The sequence below is a fragment of the Serratia sp. CY44782 genome, from assembly GCF_052168715.1.
GTDB lineage: Bacteria > Pseudomonadota > Gammaproteobacteria > Enterobacterales > Enterobacteriaceae > Serratia > Serratia nevei.
Genome location: NZ_JBJNME010000001.1, coordinates 590,622 through 602,410, shown reverse-complemented (window position 1 = coordinate 602,410; position 11,789 = coordinate 590,622). Strand labels below are relative to the sequence as shown.

Annotated in this window: 16 protein-coding genes; 6 read left to right on the top strand and 10 right to left on the bottom strand. The window is 61.0% G+C overall.

The genetic code is table 11. The features are described 5' to 3' along the window. Window positions 1-34 precede the first annotated feature (34 nt). From flgK to flgB, 10 genes are all read right to left on the bottom strand, one after another. Entirely contained in the window at window positions 35-1,684 is a 1,650-nt protein-coding gene (gene flgK, locus ACJ8HT_RS02935) for a flagellar hook-associated protein FlgK (protein ID WP_194571650.1), read from the bottom strand. Between the two features lie 272 nt (window positions 1,685-1,956). Next, the gene (flgJ, locus tag ACJ8HT_RS02930; RefSeq protein WP_049200258.1) at window positions 1,957-2,901 is read right to left on the bottom strand and encodes a flagellar assembly peptidoglycan hydrolase FlgJ; all 945 of its coding nucleotides are present in this window, start codon (window positions 2,899-2,901) and stop codon (window positions 1,957-1,959) included. Beyond that, entirely contained in the window at window positions 2,901-4,001 is a 1,101-nt protein-coding gene (locus ACJ8HT_RS02925; RefSeq protein WP_004934816.1) for a flagellar basal body P-ring protein FlgI, read from the bottom strand. Before ACJ8HT_RS02925 ends, flgJ begins: the two co-directional genes overlap by 1 nt. Window positions 4,002-4,011: 10 nt before the next feature. Then, a complete protein-coding gene (gene flgH / locus ACJ8HT_RS02920; RefSeq protein ID WP_004934817.1) occupies window positions 4,012-4,713 on the bottom strand; it encodes a flagellar basal body L-ring protein FlgH in 702 nt (233 codons plus the stop codon). An 83-nt stretch (window positions 4,714-4,796) separates the two neighbouring features. Beyond that, window positions 4,797-5,579 (bottom strand): flagellar basal-body rod protein FlgG, encoded by a 783-nt coding sequence (gene flgG, locus ACJ8HT_RS02915; RefSeq protein WP_004934819.1) that lies wholly within the window; start codon window positions 5,577-5,579, stop codon window positions 4,797-4,799. 18 nt (window positions 5,580-5,597) lie between these two features. Further along, window positions 5,598-6,353, bottom strand: coding sequence for a flagellar basal body rod protein FlgF (locus ACJ8HT_RS02910; protein ID WP_141968170.1), 756 nt, complete (start codon window positions 6,351-6,353; stop codon window positions 5,598-5,600). A gap of 12 nt (window positions 6,354-6,365) precedes the next feature. Continuing rightward, a complete protein-coding gene (flgE, locus tag ACJ8HT_RS02905; protein ID WP_194572037.1) occupies window positions 6,366-7,589 on the bottom strand; it encodes a flagellar hook protein FlgE in 1,224 nt (407 codons plus the stop codon). A 54-nt stretch (window positions 7,590-7,643) separates the two neighbouring features. Then, window positions 7,644-8,321, bottom strand: coding sequence for a flagellar hook assembly protein FlgD (gene flgD, locus ACJ8HT_RS02900; RefSeq protein ID WP_019452954.1), 678 nt, complete (start codon window positions 8,319-8,321; stop codon window positions 7,644-7,646). 12 nt (window positions 8,322-8,333) lie between these two features. Further along, a complete protein-coding gene (gene flgC, locus ACJ8HT_RS02895; RefSeq protein WP_004934826.1) occupies window positions 8,334-8,738 on the bottom strand; it encodes a flagellar basal body rod protein FlgC in 405 nt (134 codons plus the stop codon). A gap of 5 nt (window positions 8,739-8,743) precedes the next feature. Continuing rightward, entirely contained in the window at window positions 8,744-9,157 is a 414-nt protein-coding gene (gene flgB, locus ACJ8HT_RS02890; RefSeq protein ID WP_033634995.1) for a flagellar basal body rod protein FlgB, read from the bottom strand. A gap of 160 nt (window positions 9,158-9,317) precedes the next feature. Between flgB and flgA the strand changes: the two genes are divergently transcribed. The 6 genes from flgA (at window position 9,318) to ACJ8HT_RS02860 (ending at window position 11,789) form a co-directional block, all read left to right on the top strand. Further along, the gene (flgA, locus tag ACJ8HT_RS02885; protein WP_197652618.1) at window positions 9,318-9,971 is read left to right on the top strand and encodes a flagellar basal body P-ring formation chaperone FlgA; all 654 of its coding nucleotides are present in this window, start codon (window positions 9,318-9,320) and stop codon (window positions 9,969-9,971) included. 129 nt (window positions 9,972-10,100) lie between these two features. Then, window positions 10,101-10,412: a flagellar biosynthesis anti-sigma factor FlgM gene (flgM, locus tag ACJ8HT_RS02880; RefSeq protein WP_019452957.1), complete on the top strand. Its 312-nt coding sequence runs from the start codon at window positions 10,101-10,103 to the stop codon at window positions 10,410-10,412. A 40-nt stretch (window positions 10,413-10,452) separates the two neighbouring features. Further along, entirely contained in the window at window positions 10,453-10,887 is a 435-nt protein-coding gene (locus ACJ8HT_RS02875; RefSeq protein WP_197652616.1) for a flagella synthesis protein FlgN, read from the top strand. Window positions 10,888-11,117: 230 nt separating this feature from the next. Next, the gene (locus tag ACJ8HT_RS02870) at window positions 11,118-11,324 is read left to right on the top strand and encodes a type II toxin-antitoxin system RelE/ParE family toxin (RefSeq protein ID WP_274611579.1); all 207 of its coding nucleotides are present in this window, start codon (window positions 11,118-11,120) and stop codon (window positions 11,322-11,324) included. A 16-nt stretch (window positions 11,325-11,340) separates the two neighbouring features. Beyond that, window positions 11,341-11,490: a type II toxin-antitoxin system RelE/ParE family toxin gene (locus tag ACJ8HT_RS02865; RefSeq protein ID WP_154725095.1), complete on the top strand. Its 150-nt coding sequence runs from the start codon at window positions 11,341-11,343 to the stop codon at window positions 11,488-11,490. After that, window positions 11,487-11,789 carry a helix-turn-helix domain-containing protein gene (locus ACJ8HT_RS02860; protein ID WP_194572033.1) on the top strand — a complete coding sequence of 101 codons (303 nt, stop codon included), beginning with the start codon at window positions 11,487-11,489 and terminating at the stop codon, window positions 11,787-11,789. The genes ACJ8HT_RS02865 and ACJ8HT_RS02860 overlap by 4 nt, the downstream gene beginning before the upstream one ends.

Genomic DNA, 11,789 nt, shown 5'->3' with positions numbered 1-11,789 from the left:
CCGGCGTCGTTATCGGCGCCGGTTAACAATGAAATCAACGAATATTCAGCAGCGCGTCGAACAGCGAGCTGGCGGTCTGGATCACCTGCGCGTTGGCCATGTAGTACTGCTGGAAACGCAGCAGCTCACCGTACTCTTCGTCAAGGTTGACGCCGGACATCGACTGCTGTTGTTCGCCCAGCTGCGTCACGATCTTGGCCTGCGAAGTGGCGATGGCTTTGGCGGCAGCGGTCTGGTTACCGACGCCGCTGACGATGCCGGCGTAAGCGCCGCTCAGGGTCGCCTTGCCGTCCACCAGGTTTTTGGTCTGCAGATCCAGCAGTTTCTTGGCGTTTTCGTTATCGCCGCGGCCGCTGTCATCTTTACCGGCAGCAGCTATCTTGGACGAATCGGTGATGGCCACCTTCAGATTGCCCGCCACATCGCTGACCGGCTTCACGGTGAAGCTGTCTTTAGCCTTCGCATTGCCGTCGATGCTCACTTCCAGACCATCGAAGTTCAGCGTCGGTTTGCCGTCGGCGCTGGTGCCTGGCGTGGCGTTGACTTTCACGTTGTCCGGCAGACGGCTGACCTGCCAGTCGCTGCCGTCGAACTCGACGCGATAATCGTTGGCCTTCACCTTGCCGGTATCGGTGTAAGCGACCGACAGCGACGCGTCGCCGGTGTTGCGAGTGTTATCCACCACCCGGCCGCGGCTGAAACTGAAGAAGTCGCCGCCTGCGTCGCCGTTCAGGTCGAAACCGGCACGATGCTGCTGGTTAAAGCTGTCCGCCATCGCCAGCGCTAACTGGCCGAGCTGATTGCGCACGCCGTCCAGCGTCTCGCTGCGGAATTTCAGCACGCCGCTCAGCGTGCCGCTGGTGATCTGGCCTTCCGGCACTTCGCTGGCGCCATTGCCGCGGTTATAACCGATGGTCAGGCGGGAAGGATCGCTACTGGAAGGCATCGCCTCCACCTGATAGGTGTTGCTGCCTTGCACCAGGGTCAAACCGTTGGCGAAGGAGACGGTATAAGCGTCGCCGTCCTGCTGCGTGACCTGCACGCCCACCAGCTGGTTCAGCTCGGTGACCAGCTGATCGCGCTGATCCAGCAACGCATTCGGTTCGCCGCCGGCGCTGCCGCGCAAACGGGTGATTTCGTCGTTCAGCTTGGCGATCTGTTGGCCGTAGCTGTTGATCTGCTGCGCCGTATCGCTGATCTGCTGGTTGACACCGTTGTCCATATCGCGCAGGAATTTGTCGGTGTTGTTGAACTGGTTCACCAGGCCGTTGGCCTTGCCCAACACCGTCTGGCGCGCGGCATCATCACCGGCGTTGCTCACCAGGTTCTGCAGGTTGGTGAAGAAATCCTGCATGTTGGTCGACAGTGGGTTGGTTTTGCTCGCCAACAGGTTGTCGATCTGCGAAATCTTCTCGTAATAGGCGTTTTGCGCCCCGAACGAGCTCTGTGCGCCACGCAGCTGGTTGGTGATGAACTGGTTGTACTCGCGGTTGACGCTGGTGACGGTCACGCCGTTGCCGATAAAGCCGCTCATGGTGGCCATGCCGCCGTTCTGCGCCAGGATCGCGGTCTGGCGGTTATAGCCCGCCACGTTGTAGTTGGAGATGTTGTTGCTGACGGTACTGAGCGCCACCTGAGCCGCATTCAGCCCGCTCATCGCGGTATTGATTAAGCTATTGGACATCGGAATTCCTTATACTGCGGCGCCGGTGGCCCACAGGGTTCTAATTGAGCTGCTGAGCCTGTTCGCTCAGCCTGTCTCGGTTATCGGCAAAAATGAGAAGAACTTGAGGAAAAAAAGCGGCAATGCGGTCAGCATCCAGCTAGCCTTCATTACCGCCTATCCCCTCAATAATTGGCGTCGCAGCAAGGGCGTCCCCGGGAGCTTGGATAAGCCAAGTGACCGGGGCGAACTTGTGCAGTCAACGCCGCTGCGGCGTCAAGCATGACGGGGATTTAGAACAAATCTTTCAGATCGTGGGTGTAAGCTTTGACCGCCTGTTCCCCCGCGTTCTTCATCTGCTGAATCACGCTGACCAGTTTGCTGGCGTACTGCGGGTCGGTAGCGTATCCGGCACGTTGCAACGCATGCGCCGCCTGCTCCGGGCTGCGCGCGGCGGCCACGTCGGCGTAGCGCGGGTTGTTGGTCAGCAGCTTGACGTAATCGGCGATCGCTTCGACGTACGAGCCGTAGACGCGGAACTTCGCCTTCACCTTCTTCGCCGCGCCCTGTTCGAACTCGGTGGTGGTGATCTCCGTCACCGGCCCGTTCCAGCTGCCACCGGCCTTGATGCCGAACAGGTTGTAGCTCGGCGTACCGTCTGAGGTCGGGATCTCGCGCTGCCCCCAGCCGGACTCCAGCGCCGCCTGCGCGACAATCAGCTGATGCGGAATGCCGCTCTGCTGGCTGGCGACCTTCGCCGGTATCGACAGGCGGGCGACAAAGTTGCCGTTGTTGAGCGACAGCGGCGCGGCGGCCGGCGGGGCTTTCGGCATCGCGCGGCGCACCATCTGCTCCAGCGCCTGGTTCGGCAGCGTTTGCAGCACCTCGTTGTCCAGCGCCATCGGCGACAGGCCCGCCGTTTCGCTCGGCACCGTATTGGCGTTGCTCATCTGCTTGACCATCATGTCGGCCAGCCCCAGCCCTTTTTGCGACATCTGCTGGGCGATTTGCTGGTCGTACATCGAGGTATAGAGCCGCGTTTGATCGCTGCTCAATACCCCGTCCTGCGGCAAGGCGGAACGCATGCTTTTCAGCATCATCTGCACGAACATGCCTTCTACCTGCTGAGCCACCTGCTTGAGGTTACCCTGCGGGTCGGCCGCCGCATCGCGTTTGAGGCCATTCAGCGCCTGGGCGTCATAGGCCGCGCCCGACATCGCCATCAGATCGCCGGCCATCAGATAATTTCCAGCTTGGCGCGCAGGCAGCCGGCGCTCTGCATCGCCTGCAGGATCGACATCAGATCGATCGGCGTAGCACCCAGCGCATTCAGCGCGCGTATCACATTGTTCAGGTTGGCGCTGGCGTTCACCTTCTGCAGCGACCCGCCCTGCTGTTGCACCGAGATCTGGGTGTTTGGCGTCACCACCGTCTGGCCGCCGCCGAACGGCGTCGTCGGTTGGCTGACGGTATTCTGCCGATCGACCACCACCGACAGGTTGCCCTGGGCGACGGCGCAAGAATCGAGGATCACATCGCGGTTCATCACCACCGAACCGGTGCGCGAGTTGATGATCACTTTGGCGTCCATCGCCCCGACGTTGACGGTGATGTTTTGAATCTCCGCCAGGAAACGCACCTGAGAGCTGTTACCCTGCGGCACCAGCACCTGAATCGTGCGGGCGTCGAGCGGCGTCGCGGTGCCGCCGCCGCGTTGGCGGTTGATGGCGTCGCTGATCTGCTGTGCCAGCGTGAAATCTTCGTCGTTCAGCTGCAGGTTGAGAACGCCGCCGCTGCCGAAGGTGGTCGGCAGCTCGCGCTCGATGGTGGCGCCGTTGCTGATGCGCCCGCCCGCCAGCTGGTTGACCTGCACGCTGCTGCCGCCGGCCGCCGCGCCCGCGCCGCCGACCAGCACGTTGCCCTGCGCCAGCGCATAAACCTGGTTATCCACGCCTTTGAGCGGCGTCATCAGCAGGGTGCCGCCACGCAGGCTTTTGGCGTTGCCCATCGAAGAAACCACCACGTCGATGTTCTGCCCAGCGCGCGAGAACGGCGGCAGTTTGGCGGTCACCATCACCGCCGCCACGTTTTTCAGCTGCATGTTGGTGCCCGGCGGCACGGTGATGCCCAGCTGCGACAGCATGTTGCTCAGGCTTTGGGTGGTAAACGGCGTCTGCATGGTCTGGTCGCCGGAGCCGTCCAGCCCCACCACCAGCCCGTAGCCGATCAGGGCGTTGTCTCGCACGCCCTGCACCGTCACCAGATCGCGGATGCGCTCCGCCGCCGCCGGCAAGCACACCAGCCCGACGCACAGCGCGATAAACCATTTTTTCAGCATCAGTCAATCCTTAGAACGGTGAAACATTTAGGAAGAAGCGCTGCAGCCAGCCCATGGTCTGCGCTTCGTTGATATAGCCATTGCCGACGTATTCGATACGCGCATCCGCCACCTGGGTCGAAGTGACCGAGTTGTTGCCGCTGATGGTGCGCGGGTTAACGACGCCGGAGAAACGGATGAATTCGGTGCCTTGGTTGATGGCGATCTGCTTTTCCCCCACCACGTGCAGGTTGCCGTTGGCCAGTACCTGGTTGACCGTCACCGTAATGGTGCCGTTGAAGGTGTTGTTGGCGTTGGCGCCGCCCTTGCCGCCGAAGGTGCTGTCGCCGGAAATGTCCATATCGGCGCGCGCATTGCCCAGCAGGCCATCGAGATAACGCGGTGAGGTGGCGACGCCGAACTTGCTGGCGCCGTTGCGGCTGGCGTTGGCGGAGGAGCTTTTGCTGGCGCTGACGTTCTCCTGCAGCACGATGGTCAGGGTGTCGCCGACATTGCGCGGACGGCGGTCTTCGAACAGCGGCTGATAGCCGTAGTTCATCGGCTGCACCGTCTGGAAGATCGAGCCGTTCGGCATCGGCGCGCTGGCCGGCGCGGGCTGCGCCGTGGTCGCGCCGTCCACCAGCGGTTTGTGCGGGATATAGGCGCAGCCGCTCAGCGTCAGCATCACCATTCCCGCCAGCCAGCGTTGTCCCTGCCGCGGCAGGATTGCCATCGAATATGTGGTTACCACGGGTATCGCCTTTGTTTCACGAATGAGAATGACGGGCGCGGCATGCCGCGCCCGTCAATGACAGATTACAGTTGCGTCAGCTTTTGCAGCATCTGATCGGAGGTCGATACCGCTTTGCTGTTGATCTCGTACGCGCGCTGAGTCTGGATCATGTTGACCAGCTCTTCCGCCACGTTGACGTTGGAGGTTTCCACGTAGCCCTGATACAGCAAGCCGGCGCCGTTCAGCCCCGGGGTGCTCTCGTTCGGCGCGCCCGAGCTTTCGGTTTCCTGATACAGGTTCTCGCCCACGCTCTCCAGACCGCTGTCGTTGACGAAAGTGGTCAGCGTCAGTTGGCCTACCTGCTGGGCGGCGGTTTGCCCCTGCTGGGTGACGCTGACGATGCCGTCGCGGCCGACGGTGATGGACAGCGCGTTAGCCGGAATGGTGATCGCCGGCTGCACCTGGAAACCGCTGGAGGTCACCAGCTGACCGTTCTGATCGATTTGGAACGACCCGTCACGGGTATAGGCCTGGGTGCCGTCCGGCAGCATCACCTGGAAGAAACCCTGCCCCTTGATGGCAACGTCTTTACTGTTGTTGGTCTGCGACAGGTTGCCCTGGCTGTGCAGGCGCTCGGTCGCCACCGGACGCACGCCAGTGCCGATCTGCAGGCCGGAAGGCAGCGTGGTCTGTTCGGAGGACTGCGCCCCCGGCTGACGCATGGTCTGGTACAGCAGATCTTCAAATACCGCGCGCTGGCGCTTGAAGCCGTTGGTGCTGACGTTCGCCAGGTTGTTGGCGATCACGTCCATATTGGTCTGCTGCGCATCCAGACCGGTTTTGGCAATCCATAAGGATGGAATCATCGGTTATTTCCTTGCTGCTTAGCTCACCGAGAGCAGTGAGTTGGCACGCTGTTCGTTTTCATCCACGCTGTGGATGACCTTCATTTGCATTTCAAAGCGGCGGGCGTTGGCGATCATGTCGACCATGGTCTCCATCGGCTTGACGTTGCTGCCCTCCAGCACGCCCGGCATCACCCGCACCTGCGGATCGTTTTGCAACTGATTGCCGCGTTGCTGTTGAGTTTCCGGCGTCAGGCGGAACAGCCCGTCGTCACCGCGCATCACCTCACGCGCATCGGCTTTCACCAGCTTCAGGCGGCCGATCTGCGCGATAGTGTTTGGCGGATCGCCGGCGTTCAGCGCCGAAATGGTGCCGTCGGCCGCGATGGTGATCTCCGCCGACGGCGGCACCTCGATCGGGCCGCCGTCGCCCATCACCGGCAATCCCTGCACCGTCAACTGCCCGGTAGAGGAAATCTGAATGTTGCCGTTGCGGGTATAGGCTTCACCGCCACCCGGCAGGCTCACCGCCAGGAAGCCGTCCTGCTGCAGCGCCACGTCCAACGGGCGCGCCGTATAGTTCAGCGCTCCCTGGCTCATGTCGGCGCCCGGCGTCGACGCGGTCACCAACGTGCGTGTCGCCATGCTCGGCCCGTCGACCGGCACGGCGCGCAATGCGGCGAGCTGGGCGCGAAAGCCCGGCGTCGACGCATTGGCCAGATTGTTGGCGGTGATGGACTGCTGTTCCAGCGTTTGGCGCGCCGCGCCCATCGCGGTATAAATCGCGTGATCCATAACTCGGCCCTATTAGCGCAGGCTAACCAGCGTCTGCAGGATGGAGTCCTGCGTCTTGATGGTCTGGGCGTTGGACTGGTAGTTACGCTGCGCAACGATCATGTTCACCAGCTCCTGACTCAGATCGACGTTGGAAGACTCCAGCGCGCCGCTGGTCAGCTTACCGAAGCCGCCGCCGCCCGACAGACCGACGCGCGGCTGACCGGACGCGCCGGTTTCCTGCCAAACGTTATCGCCCTGCGACGCCAGCCCTTCCGGGTTGGAGAAGTTGGCCATGACGATCTGGCCCAGTACCTGGGTCTGCTGGTTGGAGTAGATGCCCACGACGGTGCCGTCGTTGTTGATCTGGAAATTGGTGTATTCACCGGCGGCATAGCCGTCCTGCGCTACCTTGCTCACCGAGTCGCTGCCCACGTTCTGCTGCATGCTGCCGGCGAAGCTCAGGGTGAAGGTTTGCGCCGGTGCGCCGTCTTTGGCCGTCATCGGGATCACCATGCTGAACTCACCCGGCGCGCCGTTGGTGCTGGTGGTTTTGATCAGGTTGCCGCTGGTGCTGAACTCCATGGTGCCGGCATCGACCGGGGCCGCGCTGCCATCCTGAGTGTAGACCTGCCACTTGTTGTCTTCCGTCTTCACGAAGTAAGCGTTGATGTTGTGCGCGTTGCCCAGCGAGTCGTAGGCGGTGATGGTGTTGACGTAGTTGTAGCTGTCCTGTTTGGTCGGATCGAAAGTCTTGTTCTCCGGCACTTTATGGGTCGACTTCAGGTTGGCCACCATCTCGCCGGAAGTGGACGCCTTGGCGTTCATCATGCCTTCAGGAATGCTCAGCGGCACCGGGTTGGCACCCTGCTGGATGGTCGGCGGGGAACCAGCAGCCGGATAACCGGTCAGCTGCAGACCCTGCATGTTGGTCAGATTGCGGTTTTCGTCCAGCTTGAACTGACCGTTGCGGGTGTAGAAGATGCCGCCATCTTTATCCTGCATGCGGAAGAAGCCGTTGCCGTTGATGGCCACATCCAGCGCACGGCTGGTGCCAGTGGTGGTGCCGCCCTTGAAGTTCTGGGTGATGCCGGACACTTTAACGCCCAGCCCCACCTGCGAACCGGCGAACATGTCGGCGAAGGACACGCTGCCGGATTTGAAGCCCGCGGTCGCGGAGTTGGCGATGTTGTTACCGATCACGTCCAGGTTGGTTGCTGCCGCGTTCAAGCCGCTGACTGCCTGAGAAAAGGCCATGTTATTCTCCGAATAGTGGTCAGGCTATCGTCCGATTGAGCCTGATGCTTAGGGTTATAAGATCTGTCGCACGTCTTCCAGGGTGGCGTTGCCCGCCAGGCCGAGATCCAACTTCGCGCCGTTGCCGTCGCGGATCACGCCGTTCACCAGCCCGAAGTGCAGGCTGCGCGCCACCAACTGCTCGCCGTTGCCTTTGGCGTTGACGGCCACTTTGTAGGCGCCGTCAGGCGCGGTGGTGCCGTCGTCCAGCGAACCGTCCCAGGTGAAGGCGTGTACGCCGGCGGTCAGGCCGCCGATTTCGATAGTACGCACCACCTGCCCGCTGGCGTTGGTGATGGTGGCGGTCACCTGATCGGCGGCGCGCTCCAGTTCCACGCCGAACGGCGTGGTGCTGACCTTGCCGTCCTTGCTGCCAACCAGAATGTTGTTGCCGGGTACCATCACACCGTGGCCGATCAGCGCAGTGGCTTGCAGCGATTGATTGCTGTTGATCTGCCCGGAGATCGAGCCCAGCGTGGTGTTGAGCTTTTCGATGCCCTGCACGGTGTTGATCTGCGCCAGCTGCGAAGTCAGTTCGTTGTTCTGCATCGGGTTGGTCGGATCCTGGTTTTTCAACTGCGCCACCAGCAACGTCAGGAAGCTGTTGTGCAAATCCTGGCTGTTGGTGGTCTTGCTGTTGTTACCGATGACGGTGTTGTCCAACGACTCGTTAGTGGTTGCGGCGATAGCCATAGGAACCTCCGGTTACTGACCCAGCGTCAGGGTTTTCATCATCATTGACTTGGTGGTGTTGAGCACCTCGACGTTGGCCTGGTAGCTGCGGGAGGCGGAGATGGTGTTGACCATTTCCCCTACTACATCGACATTCGGCATGCGCACGTAGCCCTTGGCATCCGCCAACGGGTTGCCCGGCTGGTACACCAGACGCTCGGGCGCCGGATCGTCCACCACCTGGGCGACGCGCACGCCGCCGGTCGGCTGCCCAGGCGCCGCCGCGACCTGGAACACTACCTGCTTGGCGCGGTAAGGCTCGCCGTCCGGGCCGGTCACGCTGTCGGCGTTGGCCATGTTGCTGGCGCTGACGTTCATGCGCTGGGATTGCGCCGATAACGCCGAGCCGGAGATATCAAAAATGTTCAGTAAAGACATGCGCCTTATCCTTGTTGCAGCACGGACATCATCCCTTTGATCTGCCCATTGAGCAGCGTCAGGTCGGTCTGATATTTCAGGCTGTTATCGGCAAAGTTGGTGCGTTCGCGATCCATGTCTACCGTATTGCCGTCCATCGACGGCTGGTCCGGTACCCGGTACAACAGATCGAGCTGCGGCGGCTGCAGGGTCTGCGCCGGGATGTGGCGCGCCGCCGTCAGGTTCAGCGACATGCCGTTGCCGTTGACGCGCCCTTGTTCCAGCACTTTGTTCAATTGGCTGGCGAAATCGATATCCCGCGCCTGATAACCCGGTGTGTCTGCGTTGGCGATATTGGCGGCCAGAATTTCCTGCCGCTGGGCGCGCAAGTTCAGCGCCTCTTGGCCAAAGCGCAGAGCCGCGTCCAGTTTGTCGAGCATGCTCCCTCCGCGAGGTTAGAATTTGGAGTCGACAGGATAAACGCCCCCCGCGCCACCCTATCGCGGGAATAGACGCAAAATGGGGCGCTATTTATCTGCTTAGCCTGCGCGCGCTGCGGGTACACTTACGCGTATCCCGATGAAGCTTGAGAAGATGACGATGAAAGGTAAAATGCTGCTGCTTATCGGCCTGCTGTGCAGTCTGAACGCGCGCGCCGATGATCTGGCGACGCAAATCGAAAGCTTCATCCAAGGCAAATTCAGCGGTGAACCGGTGCAGGTGAAAGTGCGGGTGCGCACGCCGCCGAATCAATGGCCCGCCTGTGAACTGCCGCAGCTGTCGCTACCGCCCAGCGCGCGGATCGGCGGCAACGTCAGCATTTCGGCGCGCTGTGGCCAGGAGCGGCGTTTTATCCAGACTCAGGTGCAGGTGTTCGGCCGCTATCTGGTTTCGGCGCGCGGCATCAGCGCCGGCAGCCGCCTGACCGCGGCGGATCTGGCGTTGAAGGAAGGCCGGCTCGATACCCTGCCGCCGCGCGCGCTGACCGAAGCGGGCAAAGCGTTAGGCGCAGTCAGCCTGCGTAATATCAGCCCCGGCCAACCGCTGACCCTGGCCATGCTGCGTCGAGCTTGGATTATCAAAGCCGGACAACCGGTGCAGGTCACCGCGCAGGGTGATGGATTCAACATCAGCGGTGCGGGCAAGGCGATGAATAACGCCGCCGCCGAAGACAGCGTGCGCGTACGCATGGCGTCCGGGCAGATAGTCAGCGGCGTAGTCGGGGACGACGGCGCGATTCGCATTACGTTATAAAAAAGTAAAGGTTCCGCAAACCTTGCCGATAAGACAAATCAAGCAGCATTTTATTGGCCAGCAGGGCCGCAAAACTTTCATTGCAGCGTCGTTACCCGCGAGCGGTCACGGCGTAAACGGAGATGGACCATGAGTATCGATCGCACCCAGCGGTTACAGCCGGTTTCCACTGTGCAACCGCGTGAAACCCCGGCCGACAACCCGCTCCAACCGCGTAAGGCCGCCGTGGCCGAAACTGCCGTCAGCGGCACTCAGGTCAAACTGAGCGAGGCGCAGGCGCGCCTGATGCAGCCGGGCACCCAGGATATCGATATGGGCCGGGTCGAGGCCATCAAGCAGGCGATCCGCAACGGCGAACTGAAGATGGACGCCGGCAAAATCGCCGACGCGCTGCTGCAAGACGCGCAGAGCGACATTCAATGGATCGCCGGGCGCGACTGACAGCTCGGCGGCGAGTAGCGGTAAAGGATAAGTCATCACTATGGAAAACCTGGCACAACTGCTGGATAAACTGTTGGAAACGCTGCAGGCGCTCAATGGCGTGCTGGAGGAAGAGCACAACTTGCTGTGTTCCGGCCAGTTGCCCGGCGTGGCGTTGCAGCGCGTAACCGATGCCAAAAGCCAACTGCTGGCCACGGTCGCCTACCTCGAGCAACAGCGTCTGGGGCAGGAAAAAGCCTGCGGGCAACGCGCGCCCTACGCCAGCCATGCGCCTTTGGCCGATCGCTGGCAACGCGTTCAGCTGCTGAGCCAAACGCTGCGCGAGAAGAATCAGCACAATGGCCTGCTGCTCAACCAGCAGATCGACCATAACGCTCAGGCGCTGGCGATCCTCAGCAAGAACAACAAATCGTTGTATGGCCCGGATGGCCAGTCGCACGCCGGCAGCCTGCTCGGCAGAAAAATCGGCGTCTAACCCCCCTGATTTCGCCCGGTGTGCGCACCGCCGGGCGCGGGTTTACCCGGCTATGCGCGCCCTCTCGCATTTTCTTCTTATCGCTTTCTGAATTCCGTTAACGTTATGCGCCAGGCTGCGCAGAACGGATATTTGCCTGTTCCCCATCACTCCCTATTTCGTCATGTTAGCTCGGTCGTTAAACATCTTGATCTATACCCACTAAGGGTATATTTTCACACGGAGAGTGAATGACCGACATTTATCTCACAAAAGCCTTCCAGACATTTGCCGGCGACGAACGCATCAGTGACGCCACGATAGTGAAAGCGGCGCGAGAGATGCAAAATCAGTTGTACGACGCCAATCTCGGTGGTTACGTTTACAAAAAACGCATCGCCCGGATGAGGGGGTGGAAAACGGCGCGGGTATCGGGTATTAATCGCAACGGCAGATGAAGGAAGGATCTTTTTCATGTATGGCTTTGCCAAAAACGAAAGAGACAACATCAATCAGGATGAGTTAATTTCCTGGCGGCATTTGGCGGCGCTGTATCTGGATTATTCACCATTCAGACTGTATCAGCTGGTCAACTGCGGGGAATTAATAAGGTTACAACTATGAGCAAGATGCTGAAATCGATCCACCAGGAAGTTCAGGGCCTGCACCGCGCCGGTTTCGTCGACGACGTGACCATGCGCACCTTCGACATGCTGTGTCTGCGGCCGGTGAAACAGTTCCGGCCGGCCGAGATCCGCGCGCTGCGCGAACGGGAAAACGTCAGTCAGCCGGTGTTTGCGCTGTATCTCAACGTCAGTAAAAAGGCGGTACAGAAATGGGAGCGCGGCGAAGCGCAACCGAACTCCGCCGCAATGAAGCTGCTGTCACTGGTAGAACGCAACGGCCTGCAAATTCTGGCCTGA